Annotated in this window: 16 protein-coding genes; 5 read left to right on the forward strand and 11 right to left on the reverse strand. The window is 32.3% G+C overall.

Annotated elements, in window-relative coordinates; all coding sequences use genetic code 11:
- Positions 1-3 precede the first annotated feature (3 nt).
- Together KAOT1_RS13550 and KAOT1_RS13555 are read right to left on the reverse strand one after the other, a co-directional pair.
- On the reverse strand, positions 4-2,076 hold the full coding sequence (locus KAOT1_RS13550) for a tetratricopeptide repeat-containing sensor histidine kinase (protein ID WP_007095396.1): 2,073 nt from the start codon (positions 2,074-2,076) through the stop codon (positions 4-6).
- Positions 2,077-2,111: 35 nt separating this feature from the next.
- Positions 2,112-2,294 (reverse strand): hypothetical protein, encoded by a 183-nt coding sequence (locus KAOT1_RS13555; protein ID WP_007095397.1) that lies wholly within the window; start codon positions 2,292-2,294, stop codon positions 2,112-2,114.
- A 387-nt stretch (positions 2,295-2,681) separates the two neighbouring features.
- Here KAOT1_RS13555 and KAOT1_RS13560 point away from each other — a divergent pair, with 387 nt between their 5' ends.
- Positions 2,682-3,140: a hypothetical protein gene (locus KAOT1_RS13560; protein WP_007095398.1), complete on the forward strand. Its 459-nt coding sequence runs from the start codon at positions 2,682-2,684 to the stop codon at positions 3,138-3,140.
- A gap of 170 nt (positions 3,141-3,310) precedes the next feature.
- On the opposite strand, the gene KAOT1_RS13565 is transcribed toward KAOT1_RS13560, so the two are convergent.
- The 6 genes from KAOT1_RS13565 to KAOT1_RS13590 form a co-directional block, all read right to left on the reverse strand.
- Complete coding sequence (locus KAOT1_RS13565; RefSeq protein ID WP_007095399.1) at positions 3,311-4,189, reverse strand: pseudouridine synthase; 879 nt, start codon at positions 4,187-4,189, stop codon at positions 3,311-3,313.
- Positions 4,190-4,309: 120 nt separating this feature from the next.
- Positions 4,310-5,266, reverse strand: coding sequence for a carbon-nitrogen hydrolase family protein (locus tag KAOT1_RS13570; protein WP_007095400.1), 957 nt, complete (start codon positions 5,264-5,266; stop codon positions 4,310-4,312).
- 95 nt (positions 5,267-5,361) lie between these two features.
- A complete protein-coding gene (locus KAOT1_RS13575; RefSeq protein ID WP_007095401.1) occupies positions 5,362-6,276 on the reverse strand; it encodes a geranylgeranylglycerol-phosphate geranylgeranyltransferase in 915 nt (304 codons plus the stop codon).
- 13 nt (positions 6,277-6,289) lie between these two features.
- Complete coding sequence (locus KAOT1_RS13580; RefSeq protein ID WP_007095402.1) at positions 6,290-7,219, reverse strand: mevalonate kinase family protein; 930 nt, start codon at positions 7,217-7,219, stop codon at positions 6,290-6,292.
- Between the two features lie 36 nt (positions 7,220-7,255).
- The gene (locus tag KAOT1_RS13585; RefSeq protein WP_007095403.1) at positions 7,256-8,338 is read right to left on the reverse strand and encodes a diphosphomevalonate/mevalonate 3,5-bisphosphate decarboxylase family protein; all 1,083 of its coding nucleotides are present in this window, start codon (positions 8,336-8,338) and stop codon (positions 7,256-7,258) included.
- A 1,555-nt stretch (positions 8,339-9,893) separates the two neighbouring features.
- Entirely contained in the window at positions 9,894-11,108 is a 1,215-nt protein-coding gene (locus KAOT1_RS13590; protein WP_007095404.1) for a BaiN/RdsA family NAD(P)/FAD-dependent oxidoreductase, read from the reverse strand.
- A 194-nt stretch (positions 11,109-11,302) separates the two neighbouring features.
- Here KAOT1_RS13590 and KAOT1_RS13595 point away from each other — a divergent pair, with 194 nt between their 5' ends.
- From KAOT1_RS13595 to KAOT1_RS22385, 4 genes are all read left to right on the forward strand, one after another.
- Positions 11,303-12,160 carry a hypothetical protein gene (locus KAOT1_RS13595; protein ID WP_040560084.1) on the forward strand — a complete coding sequence of 286 codons (858 nt, stop codon included), beginning with the start codon at positions 11,303-11,305 and terminating at the stop codon, positions 12,158-12,160.
- Between the two features lie 80 nt (positions 12,161-12,240).
- The gene (locus KAOT1_RS13600; RefSeq protein WP_007095406.1) at positions 12,241-12,873 is read left to right on the forward strand and encodes a GH25 family lysozyme; all 633 of its coding nucleotides are present in this window, start codon (positions 12,241-12,243) and stop codon (positions 12,871-12,873) included.
- 44 nt (positions 12,874-12,917) lie between these two features.
- Positions 12,918-13,652 (forward strand): 23S rRNA pseudouridine(2604) synthase RluF, encoded by a 735-nt coding sequence (rluF, locus tag KAOT1_RS13605; RefSeq protein WP_007095407.1) that lies wholly within the window; start codon positions 12,918-12,920, stop codon positions 13,650-13,652.
- 146 nt (positions 13,653-13,798) lie between these two features.
- Positions 13,799-13,960, forward strand: a complete 162-nt coding sequence (locus KAOT1_RS22385; protein ID WP_238528703.1) for a hypothetical protein — start codon at positions 13,799-13,801, stop codon at positions 13,958-13,960.
- A 96-nt stretch (positions 13,961-14,056) separates the two neighbouring features.
- Here KAOT1_RS22385 and KAOT1_RS13610 read toward each other — a convergent pair whose 3' ends face one another.
- From KAOT1_RS13610 to KAOT1_RS13620, 3 genes are all read right to left on the reverse strand, one after another.
- Positions 14,057-14,263, reverse strand: a complete 207-nt coding sequence (locus KAOT1_RS13610) for a hypothetical protein (protein WP_007095409.1) — start codon at positions 14,261-14,263, stop codon at positions 14,057-14,059.
- A gap of 100 nt (positions 14,264-14,363) precedes the next feature.
- A complete protein-coding gene (locus KAOT1_RS13615) occupies positions 14,364-15,086 on the reverse strand; it encodes a LytR/AlgR family response regulator transcription factor (RefSeq protein WP_007095410.1) in 723 nt (240 codons plus the stop codon).
- Between the two features lie 2 nt (positions 15,087-15,088).
- Positions 15,089-16,150, reverse strand: a complete 1,062-nt coding sequence (locus KAOT1_RS13620) for a sensor histidine kinase (RefSeq protein ID WP_007095411.1) — start codon at positions 16,148-16,150, stop codon at positions 15,089-15,091.
- Between the last annotated feature and the right edge of the window lie 27 nt (positions 16,151-16,177).

The raw sequence follows: 16,177 nt of genomic DNA on the forward strand, positions 1-16,177 counted from the left end.
CTATCATACTGGAACATTAATACTAAACTTACAACCTTTGTGAAGTTCTGTATCAAAAGTAAGTTTTCCTTGAATTGCATGAATACGGTTTTCCGCATTTTGCAGTCCATTTTTTGAAATTTCTTCGGAAAAACCTTTTCCGTTATCTATATATTGAATAAATAATTGCTTGTTTAGTTTTTCTATTGAAACCACTACTAGCGTGGCATTGCTGTGTTTTTTCATATTGGTTAGCAACTCTTGAAGCACTCTGTAAATTGTTGCTTTGACATGAGAGGAAATTCCGTTCCAAATATCAATATCGTATCGTTTTAACAGTACATTTACATCTTCAGATCGGTAACTTCTGAATAAATTATTGAGTTCACTAGGAAATTCTTTGCTAGTATTTATACGTTGAATTTGCTTTGAAATGTCTCTCGCTTGGTTGTAAATCAAGTCCAATTTATCTAAAATAACTTCCTTTTCAGGATCGGTCGTTTCGAGTTGAGAAATCAATTTGTACAGATCATTTGCCAATTCATCATGTACTTTTGATGAAATTCTGGCTTCTGTGACATGTACTGTTTTTACTTTTTCAATTTTATGTTGTCGCTTTATTTTGTTGTAAATGATAAAAACTAGCACTATTATAATGATGAGAATAAGCGATAACCATAAAATAAAGTTATAAAATTTATTTGCTTTATTTTCAGCCTTTATTCTTTCATTATCTGCTTTAATTGTTTTGTTTTCTTCTTCCTCAACATCAAACTTAGCATTAGCTATTTCAGTTTCTATAGCTTTATCTTCTCGATTAACTTCTCTTTCTAAAGAAAGGTATCTTTCTATATTTTTATAATTAGGGAATAATCTAATCTTTAGCTGTTGCGCTTCGTATAAAGATTTTTTATTATTAAGTATTTTAGCATATTTTTCAACTTCTTCAATATAGTATGTAGCTTTTTGTTTATCTCTTTTGCTATTTAACTCCGCTAGCTTCATGTTTGTAGAAATCATTTCTCTAGTGGGGTTTCCTTTTTTATAATATGATAGGGAAAATTTAAGAAGTGAATCGGAACGCTTATTAAAACCATCTTTCAAAAAAAGAGTATGTGCTAAATTAGCATTTATACGAGCTTCATCTCTTTCAATTAATTTACCAAAATCATTTTTTAGTAAGCTTTCATATATATTTATTGCTCTATCAAGCTCACCTTTTTCTTTGAAAATATTTGCTTTTGTATTCCTATAATTTATTACTCTATTTTTACCTATTTTTTTAAAAGCTATTGAATCTTTTGCTAAATCTAAAGCTTCATTGACTCTCTTTTCAGCAATCTTCAAATTCCCTTGTTCTTTTGCTGCAACTGCAATGGTATAATAAAATTTACTTCTTAATTTTACTTCATCTGCATGTACTAAATATTGTAAACCTTCAATTGAAGATGATTGACTTGAACCATAATTTCCCGATGCTTTTTCAACTTCAGCAATGCGTAATAAAACTTCTGCTACTTTAACACTATCATTTATTTTTAAAAATAATTTTTTGGATTCAACAAAACTGTCATATGATAATTTGAAACTGTCAATTTCTTTACGATAATGACCTAGTTTATAACTAGCTTTTGCCAAACCTAATGTATCATCACTTTTATTAGCCAAATCATATAATTTTCTCCCATAATAAATAGCTGAATCATAATTATTATCAAAACCATGATAGCGAGATAATTTATCATATGCTTTTTTAATGGTAGAATTTTGATCTTTATCTATAGATAATTGCAAAATTTTATGACCATAATAAATAGCACTATCATATATTTCAAGTTTTACGTAAGTACGAGACAATCGATCATAAGCTACTTGAGTAAATTTCTCATCATTCCTTTCTGTTGAAATTTTAAGTAATTTTTTTGCATAAAAAATAGCACTATCATATTCTTTTGCTATTGATTTTTGATATGCCCTTTTTTTTAAAACTACCAAATCAGAAGAAATTTCTTTATTTATTTCTTTTCTTGACTCACAAGCAATGAAAATGATTGATAATAATAAAAAAAAGAAGGATGTCGCTGGTAGTAGTTTCATCCTTCTAAAATAGTAAAAATATATTTACAAAATTATTAATTTCCTTTAGACTCTTGGTCTTCAGGTTCTTCTCCTTCACCTTCTCCCATTTCGTCATCTTCACCTTCGGTGGCTTGCTGTTCATATTGTATTTCTTCTTCGGCAATTGAGGTTGGTGTACAAGAAAATATTGCTCCATTGAGGAAAACCGTAAGTATTATTAAGCTGAATTTTTTCATTTTGTTAAAGTTTAAAAGTTGGACATAGGTGTTGCCGTCCGAGAAATGCTCAGATAGTTGTGTGCAACAACACGGTTGACATAGAAATGGCGCCGATTCCTTGTGTTTTGGGAAGTGTAGAGACAAATACAATACGTTTAGCTACTTCCAGGAGCTAGCAGTTTGCTTCTCATCTCAAGAATAAACCGAGTTAAATACAAGAGATCAAATTGATTTTAAGTCTCGGTTTTTGAAATATTTCTGAAGCAAATTAACTGAGGAATTACGGGAATGAATGGAAAATTTCAGGAAGAGTTAGGGAAAGTTTATAGAAATTAATTTCCCGGTTCTGTTCAAGTTTTAAATCACTTTTACTCATTGAAAAAGGAAACCTAAAACTATTATATTATGCATAAAGAGTTAGTATTACGAACTTTTGATAAAGCTAGAAAAGAAGTGAAAGAAGCCACAGGAGCAAACATGTCTGTAACTGGACTTTCCAAACAAATCTCAGATTTTTTGATGGAAGAATGTCGGTTTCAATATCATGAAAAAAGCTTGCGAAATAAGTATAATTTGGCAAAAAAAGGAGATACTGTCGCGCTTAAAAGTAGTGTAGCAAATTGTCTGTGTAGATATCTCGGTTATGATAGTTATGCTGCGTTTATCCGTAAAAATACTTCAGAGGAAATCACAACAGAAATATCAGAAGATGTAACCATTGCACACGAAGCGCAGGTAGAAAGGAAAATAAATAAAGGAGCGACAATGGGAGAGAAATTAAAAATCATTATTCAAAAGAATAAAGTAACATTGATTTTTTCTTTAATATTTTTTTGTACTTTTTTTAAAGTTATGAACGCTTAATTAAAAGTGCTTAAAAGCTAAGAATCAATATTGATATATAGATGTTTAATTACTGAAATTAAAATTCTACAGAGACAAGTATGCTCTTTTTTAAAAAATAATTCATTCATTAGTAAGCATAAAAAAACCTCCCAAAATGAGAGGTTTGTGATTTCAAAAAAATAATTTTTTTATGAATTTTTTAAATTAACAACTTCCTGTGCCGTAAGATGTCGCCAGTGACTTCTTGGCAAATCTTTCTTCGTCAATCCTGCGAAAACAACACGATCTAAACGAGCTACTGTATACGATAAGTGTTCAAAAATAGCTTTTACCAAACCATTACTACCTGTACTTACTTTAATCCCAACTTCACGTTTTGAAGCTCCTTGAATCCAAGAAATTTCATCAACTCCATAAATATCACCACGAATATTGACACCATCTTTTATTTTATTAAAATCTGTCTGACTCAAATTACGATCCAACTCTACATGAAATATTTTACGAACATTTTGATGTGGATCTGTCAATTTTCTAGCCAATTCTCCATCATTCGTAAACAACAATAACCCTGTAGTTTGGCGTTCTAAACGACCGACAGGAACAATTCTAGCTGTGGTTGCCGTTGCTACCAAATCCATTACTGTTTTTCTTCCTTTTTCATCTTTAGTTGTGACCAAAAACCCTTTGGGCTTGTTCAATAAAATATAAGTCGCTTTTTCAGGATTGATAATACGTCCGTCAAAACGAACTTCATCTGTCAATTGAACTTTGTAACCCATTTCTGTTACCACTTTTCCGTTTACCGTAACACTTCCAACAGAAATGTGCATATCGGCTTCGCGTCGTGAGCAAATACCTGAGTTTGAAATATATTTATTTAAGCGAATCTCATTCGGATTGCTTGAAGTTTTTTGCTTTGGCGCTGATTTTTTTCTGTAATTCGGCTTTTTCCCGTCAAAAGATTTTTTCTCTCCTGAAGATTTCTTTTTATCAAAAGGCTTTTTCCCTCCATGATTCTTGCTTCCTGCTTTGACTTTACTTTTACCGTGTCGCTCTTTTGCCATTATTAATTATGCTATAAATTTTTTGCAAAGATACTTTTTAATTACTCATAACCGAATCTAGATTGAATTATTCGTTTTAAGAATATGAAATAGATAATTCATTCAGAATCAAAACTTAAACTAATTGTTGATTTTGATTGTACACTGCCGTTCTCGATTTACCGTTAATTGTGTGACATCTGGACGCGAATAATGTCCGACAGCATCAAAGTTTTGTCGTTCTTCTAGTACGCGATTAAAATTTAATGTGGCAATAATCAATCCTTCTTTGTGTAATACAGGCGGAATTAACCATTCGCCATCTGGACTTGCAATACACGATCCGCCGTTTGCCAATTCATCTGGCACATTATCTAATATTTCTTGTACATGCGGAATGTTTTTAGGAATGTCACTTTTTCGCATCAAACTAGATACCGAAATGACATATGAACGTGATTCACGCGCTATAAAACGTGTAATATCTTTTGTATTTACTTCACTACCTGGCCAAACTGCAATATGTAAATTTTCGCCCATTCCGTACAAAGCAGCTCTCGGCAAAGGCATCCAATTTTCCCAACAATTCAATCCGCCAACAGTAAAATCTTTTAGTGGATGTACTTTTAAGCCATTTCCATCGCCACTTGCCCACGTCAATCGTTCTTCATAAGTTGGCATCAATTTTCTATGCATAGATTTTATACTTCCTTCTTGATTGATATACGCTAAAGAACAGTAAATACTATGTCCGCCACGATCGGCAGCGCGTTCCATTAAACCTAAATAAATAGCAATGTTGTGTTCTTTGGCTAAATTGCAAATTTCATCCAAATCACCTTTTTCAACCTGAACAGCATTTTGTATGTAATGTCGGTGAATTTCTTTTTGAGTAGTTGAATTGAATACAGCACCATTGGTATTGGCAACCCAAAACGGATATCCTGGTAATAATGCTTCGCCAAAAACGATGAGTTCACAATTTTGTTGACTTGCGTCTAAAATTTGCTGTTTTATTTTTACCAATGTTTTGGATTTATCTAACCAAACAGGAGCAATTTGCGCCAATGCGACTTTTAATTTATGTGAAGATGACATAGCAATTGTATTTGCTACAAATTACCAATTTTCGAGAAGAAAAACACACTTCAATTCTGCTTTAACAAATTTCAATTCCTAATAATAATTTTTTATCACAAAACGTTCGTGATTTTATTTAAAATCGCTTCAATATTGAGTAATGGAATGCTGAAAACACCTGCAACAATGATAAATTTCAAAATATTATGAAGCAATAAATAGTGTGATTTTGAAGTTGCTTTGTAGAGAACTATAACAGAAATAATAAGCAATGTGGTACTTCCATAAAAATAGAAACGCATGTAACCTGTGTCGTAGTGAGAAATCAGGAAAACTGTGACTGAAATTGCGATGATAGCTGCTAATGTGATGAATCCTTTGGAAACTTTTTCGCCGTAAATAATTGGAATCGTTTTATAATTTTGTGCCAAATCACCTTTGATATTTTCCAAATCTTTGATGAATTCACGAATAAGAATTAGTAAGAATAGAAAGGTTGCATGCACAAAAATAACACTGCTTAAGTTTCTGTAGTAAATGAAAACGGCAAAGAACGGTGTAATTGCCAACATCGCCGAAGTAAGATTTCCCAATAATGGAATCTTTTTCATTTTGTGCGAATAAAACCAAATTCCAAAGATATAGACAGAGAAAAATATAACAGCATTAAAAGAAACAGAACTTGCGATGATGACCGAAATGAAATTCAAGATGAAATACGTAACAATTTTTGTACGCTGACTTACCAAACGATCTAACATTGACTTTTTTGGTCTGTTGATTAAATCTTTTTCGGCATCATAAAAATTATTGATAATGTAACCTGCGGCAATTGCTACAGCAGAAGCGAAGATTAACGCAAATAAATGCCCATCAAAAGCAATCTCCATAAAACCTTTTTTGGGTGCCAAAATATACTTGGCAGCCAAATATTGTGCAATTACGATAATGAGAATATTGTAGCCTCTTACAACGGAAAACAAGCTAAAGAGTTTGTATAAAAATAACTTGCGTTTTCTAGATAACATTTGTGTCTAAACTTTAGAAGTTATAGACTACTTCCAATTTGTAATCTTTTAGCGTTTCTTTTGTCTTTTCAATGTTTTGTGTGAATCCTAAAATGTAACCTCCACCGCCAGAACCACAAAGTTTTAAGTAGTAATCGTTGGTTTCAATTCCTTGTTTCCAAAGTGAATGAAATTGTTGCGGAATCATTGGTTTAAAGTTATTGAAAACGACTTTAGATAATGATTTTAAATTTCCAAATAATGATTTTACATCACCTTTTAAGAAATCTTCCACACAAGAATCAGTGTGTTTGATAAATTGATCTTTCAGCATTTTACGGAAACCTTCTTGCTTCATGTTTTCCATAAAAATATTCACCATCGGTGCAGTTTCGCCAATAATTCCACTATCTAATAAAAATACCGCACCAGTTCCTGCTTCGTTTTGCGAAGGAATTCCGGTAGGTTCTATGTTGTCTTTTGAATTGATTAAGATTGGCAGACTTAAATAACTGTTTAGTGGATCTAAACCAGAACTTTTCCCATGGAAAAATGATTCCATTGCACCAAAAATCTCTTTAAGTTTAAGTAATTTTTCTCTCGTGAGATTTTCTAAAACCGTGATTTTATCATGTGCATATTTGTCATAAATAGAAGCGACTAACGCACCAGAACTTCCCACTCCATATCCTTGCGGAATTGAAGAATCAAAGTACATTCCTTTTGCCAAATCATTTTTTAAGATTTCTATATCAAATGTCACTAAGTCATTATCTAGAGCATCTAAATGATCTGCAAATTTTAATAAGCTTTTGTTAGATTCAATAGCTTCTTGAGAAGGATTTTCATCAATTTTTAAAGCGCCTTTGTAGAAATTATAAGGAATTGATAATCCTTTGGAATCTTTGATAATTCCATATTCTCCAAAGAGTAAAATTTTTGAGTAAAAAAGTGGTCCTTTCATCTATACTTCAATTTGAGGCTGTTTCTTATTGTAAAATTACGCTTTTTTTGCTCCAAAACCTATTCTGTCGCAAATGTGATGTCCATTTTGGCAAAATTTTATCAATTCTGACTGAATAAACGGATATACTTTATCTTTTTCGTTTTCAGGATATAACACATGAACGTTTGCACCAGCATCTAATGTGAAACACACATTTGTTCCTGATTCTTGACGAAATTGCCAAATTCGATTGATGATTTCTAGTGTATTAGGCTTCATCAAAATGAAATACGGCATAGAAGTCATCATCATCGCATGTAAAGTTAAAGCTTCACTTTCAACAATCGCAATAAATTCTTTTAAATCACCATCTGCCAAGACAGATTGCATTTTTGTCAAGTTTTCATGTGCTTGTGCAAAACGTTGTGCAGCAAACGGATGATTGTGCATTAAATTGTGTCCAACCGTACTACTGACTTGCTTTTCGCCTTTGTCTACTAATAAAATTGTATCGTGGTAATTTTTAAAAACTTCGTGAACTTTGTATGGATATTTGATTCCGAATAAATCCGAACTTCCTACAGTATCTTCATGCGTTCCCCAAACAATCAAATCGCCTTCAATACTTCTGCTTGCACTTCCAGAACCTAAACGCGCTAAAAATGATGCTTTTTGGTTAAAGTGTTCGTCTGTCATTGATGGATTGAGTTCTTTTTCCAAACTCATCAAGCATAACGCCAACGCGCTCATTCCTGATGCAGAAGAAGCTATTCCGCTACTGTGTGGAAAGGAATTTGAGGTTTCAATCGTAAAATGATAGTCTTTTAAAAACGGTAAATATGGTTCAATTCGTTGTAAAAATGTGTTGATTTTCGGTTTAAAATCGTCTTTTTGTTTTCCTTCAAAGAATAACTCAAAAGAAAATTGAGCGGCTTTTGTTGCTTTTTTATGATACGACAGTTTTGTTGTCGTTGCGCAAGCATCTAGTGTAAAACTGATGGATGGATTTTGTGGAATTTGAGCTTCCTTTTTCCCCCAATATTTAATAAGTGCAATATTACTTGGCGATTTCCAAGTGACAGTTCCGTTGTCAATCTTTTCAGTATATTCTTTTGGCAGAAATGTTGCTATTTCCATAGACGATTTTAAAAATTTAGGCAAAGATACGGATTTTTAATGTGTCAATTTGAAAATGTATCAATGTGATAATTGCTTTGAAAACGGATTATTTATTGCAATTATAGTGTGACATTTAGCATTTTTAAAAATCAAATGATAATCTTGGAAACAACCTTGAATCATTGAATTTTTAAATCTTTGAATTGAGCGAAGCATAAAAATAGGCATTAGCTTTTTGGCATTAGGTATTAGTCAAGTTCTAAGAGAAATTGGAAATTTAAACTAAAATACGAACATACTTAGAGCGACAGCAATACTTAAATTTTAATGTGGCAATTTGAAAATTTGGAAATGTGTTAATTAATTTCAAAGTACGAAACAGATTAATAAAAAGCAGATTGCTTCACTGCGTTCGCAATGACGATTCAAAAAGTTTTAGTAAGTTAAGAAAAATTCTAAAAGCAAAGCGTTCTAAGAGGTTTTTGCGACGCAGAAACAAGTCTAAAAGCGTAGCAAGTCTAAACCCAAAGTTTCTAAAATAGAAACAACCTTGAATCATTGAATTTTTAAATTATTGAATTGAGCGAAGCGAAAAAATAGGTATTAGCTTTTGGGAATTAGGTATTGGTCAAGTTCTAAGAGAAATTGGAAACTTAAACTAAAATACGAACATGCTTAGAGCAACAGCGATACTTAAGTTTTAATGTAGCAATTTGAAAATTTGGAAATGTGTTAATTAGTTTCAAAGTACGAAACAGATTAAAAAAAAGCAGATTGCTTCACTGCGTTCGCAATGACGATTCTAAAAGTTTTAGTAAGTTAAGAAAAGTTCTAAAAGCAAAGCGTTCTAAGAGGTTTTTGCGACGCAGAAACAAGTCTAAAAGCGTAGCAAGTCTAAACCCAAAGTTTCTAAAATCGAAACAACCTTGAATCCTTGAATTTTTTAATCTTTGAATTGAGCGGAGCGAAAAAAAACAGGCATTAGCTTTTTGGCATTAGGTATTAGTCAAGTTCTAAGAGAAATTGGAAATTTAAACTAAAATACGAACATACTTTGAGCGACAGCGATACTTAAGTTTTAATGTAGCAATTTGAAAATTTGGAAATGTGTTAATTAGTTTCAAAGTACGAAACAGATTAAAAAAAAGCAGATTGCTTCACTGCGTTCGCAATGACGATTCAAAAAGTTTTAGTAAGTTAAGAAAAATTCTAAAAGCAAAGCGTTCTAAGAGGTTTTGCGAAGCAGAAACAAGTCTAAAAGCGTAGCAAGTCTAAACCCAAAGTTTCTAAAATCGAAACAACCTTAAATCATTGAGTTCTTAAATTATTGAATTGAGCGGAGCAAAAAAATAGGCATTAGCTTTTTGGCATTAGGTATTAGTCAAGTTCTAAGAGAAATTGGAAATTTAAACTAAAATACGAACATACTTTGAGCGACAGCGATACTTAAATCTTAATGAGGCAATTTGAAAATTTGAAAATGTAGCAATTTGTTTCAAACAACACTCAAATTTATCTTAGAAACAACCTTAAATCATTGAATTTTTAAATTATTGAATTGAGCAAAGCGAACCTAAAGATCAAATATTCTTTCCGAAATAATATAACTTCCTGTCCAAGCATTCTGAAAGTTAAATCCGCCCGTAATGGCATCAATATTTAGTATTTCACCAGCAAAGTACAGGTTTTCGTGTTTGCGACTTTCAAAGGTTTTGAAATTGACTTCTTTTAAATCAATTCCTCCAGCAGTGACAAATTCTTCTTTGAACGTACTTTTTCCGTTTACATTAAAAATAGCTTCCGTGAGCTGACTTGCCAATTGTTCGGTTTGTTGCTTATTTAAATCTGCCCAACGTGTATCTTCTTTAATTCCAGAAGCTTGTATAATACGTTGCCACAAACGTTTTGGAAGTGCAAACGGATTGTTTTTTTGAACCGTTTTTTTTGCTAATTGCAATTTATAATCTTTAATATCAGACAAACAATCTTCTTTGGAAACCTCATCTAACCAATTGACTTGAATTTGAAAGTGGTAATTTTTATCTGCCAAAATTCTCGCGCCCCAAGCAGAAAGTTTTAAAATTCCTGGTCCGCTCATTCCCCAATGTGTAATGAGTAATGGTCCGTTAGATTCAAGTTTTGTATCCACAACTTTTACACTAGCTTGTGTAGCGATTCCGAGTAAATCTTTGATTCTCGCATCTTTGATGTTGAATGTAAATAATGATGGAACCGCAGGAACAATTGTATGTCCGAGTGTTTCCAATAGTTTCCACATTTTTGGATTGCTTCCTGTTGTAAACACAACTTTATTAGCGTGCAACACTCCTTGATTGGTTTCTACTTTCCAAATATTGTTGTCTTTAGAAATATTTTTGACAGTGTGATTTTTTCTAAAATCTACTTGATATTTTTTTGCTTCACTTAAAAAGCAATCTATAATTGTTTGTGACGAATCGGTTATGGGAAATATTCTTCCGTCATCTTCTATTTTGAGTGCTACGCCGCGTTCTTCAAACCAACCCATCGTATCGCCACAACAAAACTGATGAAAAGGTCCGAGCAGTTCTTTTTCTCCTCTAGGATAAAAATTTACGAGTTCTTTCGGATCAAAACATGCGTGTGTAACATTACAACGTCCACCACCAGAAATTCGAACTTTAGTCAAAAATTCCTTTCCTCTTTCTAGAATGACTACCGATTTCTCAGAATGTTTTTCTGCAACATTGATTGCTGTAAAAAATCCTGCTGCGCCACCGCCAATGATAAGGACATCTATGATTTGCATGTTTGTTTCTTTAAATTAAAAAATTCAATATTGAATGATTGAAAAATTGGTTTGTTTGTAAAGAAATACTTTTTAATTTAAAATTCATCATTCATCATTTATAATTTTTCAAAAGTCTTAAACTCTTATTAATTCCTTATGAAAATTTCATGTTTCCTTTTGAAAGCTTTATTTTTGGTAAAAACCCAAATTTTATGCAAACTCGCTTTCTTAAATTTTTCCTTTTTATTCTACTATTCTCTAATTGTACCGTGAATTACGGACAGCTTAAAGCCGTTGGAACCTTGTCGGGCGATCTCGAAGAAGTTTCTGGTATGGAGAACATTCCGAATTCTGATGATTTTTGGATGATAAATGATGGTGGAAATGATCCGAAAGTATTTATAGTGAATAAAGAAGGAAAGATTACTAAAACCTTGAATGTTCAAGCAAAAAACAAGGATTGGGAAGATTTAACGAAAGATAAAGCTGGTAATTTGTATATTGGTGATTTTGGAAATAATCGAAACAATAGGAAGCATCAAAATATTTACAAGTTGTCCGCGAGTAACTTGTCTTCAAAGAAAAATATTGATCCTATAAAAATTGAGTTTTCATTCCCAAATCAAAAAAAATATCCACCAAAAAAGAAAGATCGTCATTTTGACGTAGAATCTTTTTTTCATCATAACGGATATTTGTATTTGTTTACTAAAAGTCGCTCCAAAAAGGATTATGGACGAACTGATTTGTATAAAATTCCAGCAACCGAAGGAAAATATGAAGCACAATTTATTAGCACTTTTAATACGTGTGACGATATGAATTGTTGGATAACTTCTGCCGCAATTAGTCCTAATGGGAAGAAGGTTGTATTGCTTTCACATGAAACTGTTTGGCAATTTACCGATTTTAAAGGCGATGATTTTTTGAGTGGAAAAATGACCAAATTCGACCTCAAACATGAATCACAAAAAGAAGGTATTTGCTTTAAAGATAATAATACAGTTTATATTACAGACGAAGAAGCGCATGGAAAAGGCAGAAATTTATACGTATTTCTACTTGATTAATCATACTTTTTTTGCCTTCGGATTATTTTTTGGTAACTTGTTTTTAGTAAAGTATGAATCAACTACTAAAAACTACTACCATGTCAGACTACGCCAAAGGAATTGATATTTCGTACAATCAAGGGAATTTAATCGATTCTATTAACACAGAAAATACCGATTTATCATTTGTAATTTGTAAAGCTACTGGTGGAATTACGATTCAAGATCCAGATTTTCCACACAACTGGGAAAAGATTCCACAACAAGGATTTATCAGAGGAACGTACCATTTTTATTATACAAATGATGCACCACAATCACAAGCAGATAACTTTTTTAATGTGGTTGGAAATGATTTTCCTTCAGATGCATTGCCGCCTGTGGTTGATTTTGAAAATGCAAGTATTAAAACTTCCGATCATGCACAAATTATAGATGATTTGCTCGATTTTTTAGAATTGCTTGAGCAGAAATATCAGCGAACGCCAATTATTTATACCAATCAAAGTACGGGCGATAGTTATTTGAATGATTCCCGATTTGCAAAATATCCACTTTGGGTTGCTAGTTATGCTTCTTCACCAAAACTACCAAGCACATGGTCCAACTGGTCTTTGTGGCAATACAGCGAAAGCGGAGATATTAATGGAACTGCAGTTGATGAAGATTATTTTAATGGAAATTTAAAAGATTTAAAGCAATTTATTAGACAAAGTTCAATTTCGAGTTAAGCTTCGTTATTTTCCTTAGCTTTGTACTTTGAAAAGGAAATGAAATGAGCGAACCACAATTAACAAGAATCAACAAATTTTTGAGTGAAGCTGGCTACTGTTCGCGCAGAGCTGCTGATAAATTGATTGAGCAACGACGCGTAACAATTAACGGTGTTGTTCCTGCCATGGGAACGAAAATTGCGCCAGGTGATGAAGTACGCGTTGATGGCGAGTTGATTTCCGATCCGAAGGAAAAACCTGTGTATTTGGCTTTTAACAAACCCATTGGAATTGTGTGTACAACCGACACGAAAGTGGAGAAAGATAATATTATTGACTATATTAATTATCCTTCGCGAATTTTCCCTATTGGACGTTTGGATAAGCCAAGTGAAGGTTTGATTTTTTTGACAAGTGATGGCGATATTGTGAATAAAATTCTACGCGCACGCAACAATCATGAGAAGGAATATGAAGTGACTGTTAATCGTCCGATAACTAGCGATTTTATTCAAAAAATGGGCAATGGAATTCCAATTTTAGGAACGTTAACACGAAAATGTAAGGTAGAACAACTTACAAAATATACGTTTAAAATTATCTTGACACAAGGATTGAATCGTCAAATTCGTAGAATGTGTGAGTATTTGGATTATAGAGTTGTCAAACTAAAACGTACGCGAATTATGAACGTTTCTTTAGATATTCCTGTTGGAAAATGGCGTCATTTGACCGAAGAAGAATTGCAAGGAATTAATGATTTAACGAAAGCATCTACCAAAACACATCGCGGATAATACATACATCAATACCATTTTAAAAGTTACAAACCTGGGTAACAGAAACTTATATTCATAACTCATAAGTATAATCACAAAAACTTATCATTATGAAAAAAAGAAGTTTAAAATCGTTAAGCCTTAACAAAAGATCAATTTCTAACTTGAAATTCCATGACGTTGTTGGTGGTCGCGCAAATTTAACTGCCGATGTAAAGGATTGTCCTGATAATACATTGGCTAAGGATTGTGAATCTTTAGGGTATTGTCCTGACTCTTTTTGGTGCCAAGAGCCATCGAGTTCGTCAGATGGACCTGTTGCATAATTTTTATGCGTTAAAAAGATAGAGTCTGGCGTTTGTCAGGCTCTTTATGTTTTTTGTGATTTAAAAAAAAGCTGCCTATATAGACAGCTTTGTTGATTATCTTCCTCCGCACCATGCGTCTGGATCTTTACTTATACAAATTGAACCATCATCATGTCCTACTGTTGGGAAATCACAATCACCACGTGTTACATGACAAATCCATCCTGCAGTAAGTATCACACCTCCTTTTAAAGACTTCTGTTCTAAGTTACTCACTGTTTTTTTGTTTAATTTTAGACTTTTAAAACTCTGTTTTTTCATGATATTAATTTTTTGGTTATAAACCGTAATTTAGAAAAAAGCTGTAAGGAAAAGAAAAATATTACTATTTTTTTAAGATTTTACATCTAATTTGTTAGATTTAAAATCCAAAAATATCTTTAAATTTATAGGATTGTCTTCGAGAAACTTCAATTTCTTGTGAAGAATTTTTAATGGTAACTTTTAGTTTTCCATTAAACCACGGAATCACTTTGTCTACATGATTTAGGTTGATGATTTGCTGTCGGTTTGCTCTAAAAAAAGTTTCTTCAGGTAGTTTTGTTTCTATTTGATTGAGCGATTTGTAAATTAAAGGTTTGTTGTTTTCAAAATACACACGCGTGTAATTCCCAACAATTTCAAATACTGCAATTTCAGAAATTCGGATGAGCCAACAGTTTTCGCCTTCTTTGATAAATATTTGACGATGCAACTCAAATGGTTTTTCATCTGTTGCTTCTTTTTCAATGGTTGCGATTACTTTTTCTATTGTTTTGGAAAATCGAGTTTGATTGATGGGTTTTAGCAAGTAATCAAACGCATTGTATTCAAAGGATTTTATGGCGTATTCGTCGTATGCTGTAGTGAAAATTGTTAACGGAACATTGTCTAACATTTCCAATAAGTCAAAACCATTTTTTTCAGGCATGTTGATGTCTAAAAATAATACTTGTGGTTGTTTGGAGTTGATGAGTTCATAGGCTTTATCTACATTTTCAGCTTCAGCAATCAGCTCAATTTGCGAATGCTTTTTTAGAAGTTCTTTGAGTTCATTCCGCGCTAAGCGAGAATCTTCCACGATAATTGCAGTGATATTTTCCATGACTAATTTACAGGTATTTTAATGATGGCTTGCACTTCATTTTCTGTTTCATCAAGTGTAAATGTAGCTTTTTCTCCGTAAAGCAATTCCAAACGTTTTTTGATATTATGTACGCCAATTTTTGTAGAGTTTGAATCTGTTTTTAAATTTCCCGTATTGTTGACTTGAAGTATGATTTCTTCATTATTATCTGTCACAATTACCGTAATTTTTCCACCGTTTTTTTGTGTTGCAATTCCATGTTTGATCGCATTTTCAACTAACATTTGCAGTATCATTGGCGGAATTTTTATTTGTAATAAAGATTCGTTTACCTTTTGCTCATATTGCAATCGATCTTCCAATTGTATTTTTGAAAGCGCAATATAATTTTCTACCGTTTCCAGTTCTTGGGCAATTTGTATGGCATCTACATTGTTCATGTTGAGTGAATAACGTAGCATTTCCGACAGTCTTGTGAGCATTTCTCTCGATTTTTCGACATCTTCTAACATCAGTCCGCGAATATTGTTAAGACTGTTAAACATGAAATGCGGATTGAGTTGTCCTTTTAATGTATTGAGTTGCGATTCTTTTAGCGAAGTTTGCAAGCGTAAACGATCCATTTTAACGCGTTGCATACGTACTACCGATTTGATTGTGATGTAAATAAGTGACCAAAAAAATAGAAATAATGCTACATTGATCGTATTCGAAACTATTAAAAGTATTGAGAATTCTAAAGGTTTTCCATTGACGGAAGCAAATATAAGTGAACTAAGAAAGACAAGTGTAAACGAAAATATCAGTGATAATACTAGGAAGGCAATAATTGCTCTTATATAGTTTTTTTGCGTCTGATTTTCAATAAATTCTATACGTTTTAGGTAATTTCTAAAAAATGTTGTTAGTCCAATTCCTAAAATAATAAATATCAAACCTTCAAAGAAAAAGTAAACAGGTTTTACTTTGTCTTCTGGCACTATAAAAGCTTTTGACCAAACATTAGCCGTAGTTAAAAATCCCCAACCAATAAATTGAAATATCCAAAATAAGATTGTATTTACTTTTTTTGAAGCTGCCATTTGTGTTAAATTATGTGCTAAAATATT

Source organism: Kordia algicida OT-1 (genome assembly GCF_000154725.1).
Classification (GTDB): Bacteria; Bacteroidota; Bacteroidia; order Flavobacteriales; family Flavobacteriaceae; genus Kordia; species Kordia algicida.

Bases quoted from the DNA above. Each gene is read 5' to 3' on its own strand.
- KAOT1_RS13595 (WP_040560084.1), top strand. From the start codon at position 11,303: ATGCAAACTCGCTTTCTTAAATTTTTCCTTTTTATTCTACTATTCTCT.
- KAOT1_RS13575 (WP_007095401.1), bottom strand. From the start codon at position 6,276: ATGTTATCTAGAAAACGCAAGTTATTTTTATACAAACTCTTTAGCTTG.
- KAOT1_RS13555 (WP_007095397.1), bottom strand. From the start codon at position 2,294: ATGAAAAAATTCAGCTTAATAATACTTACGGTTTTCCTCAATGGAGCA.
- KAOT1_RS13570 (WP_007095400.1), bottom strand. From the start codon at position 5,266: ATGTCATCTTCACATAAATTAAAAGTCGCATTGGCGCAAATTGCTCCT.
- KAOT1_RS13565 (WP_007095399.1), bottom strand. From the start codon at position 4,189: ATGGCAAAAGAGCGACACGGTAAAAGTAAAGTCAAAGCAGGAAGCAAG.
- KAOT1_RS13600 (WP_007095406.1), top strand. From the start codon at position 12,241: ATGTCAGACTACGCCAAAGGAATTGATATTTCGTACAATCAAGGGAAT.
- KAOT1_RS13580 (WP_007095402.1), bottom strand. From the start codon at position 7,219: ATGAAAGGACCACTTTTTTACTCAAAAATTTTACTCTTTGGAGAATAT.
- KAOT1_RS13590 (WP_007095404.1), bottom strand. From the start codon at position 11,108: ATGCAAATCATAGATGTCCTTATCATTGGCGGTGGCGCAGCAGGATTT.
- KAOT1_RS13610 (WP_007095409.1), bottom strand. From the start codon at position 14,263: ATGAAAAAACAGAGTTTTAAAAGTCTAAAATTAAACAAAAAAACAGTG.
- KAOT1_RS13615 (WP_007095410.1), bottom strand. From the start codon at position 15,086: ATGGAAAATATCACTGCAATTATCGTGGAAGATTCTCGCTTAGCGCGG.
- KAOT1_RS13620 (WP_007095411.1), bottom strand. From the start codon at position 16,150: ATGGCAGCTTCAAAAAAAGTAAATACAATCTTATTTTGGATATTTCAA.
- KAOT1_RS13585 (WP_007095403.1), bottom strand. From the start codon at position 8,338: ATGGAAATAGCAACATTTCTGCCAAAAGAATATACTGAAAAGATTGAC.
- KAOT1_RS13550 (WP_007095396.1), bottom strand. From the start codon at position 2,076: ATGAAACTACTACCAGCGACATCCTTCTTTTTTTTATTATTATCAATC.
- rluF (WP_007095407.1), top strand. From the start codon at position 12,918: ATGAGCGAACCACAATTAACAAGAATCAACAAATTTTTGAGTGAAGCT.
- KAOT1_RS13560 (WP_007095398.1), top strand. From the start codon at position 2,682: ATGCATAAAGAGTTAGTATTACGAACTTTTGATAAAGCTAGAAAAGAA.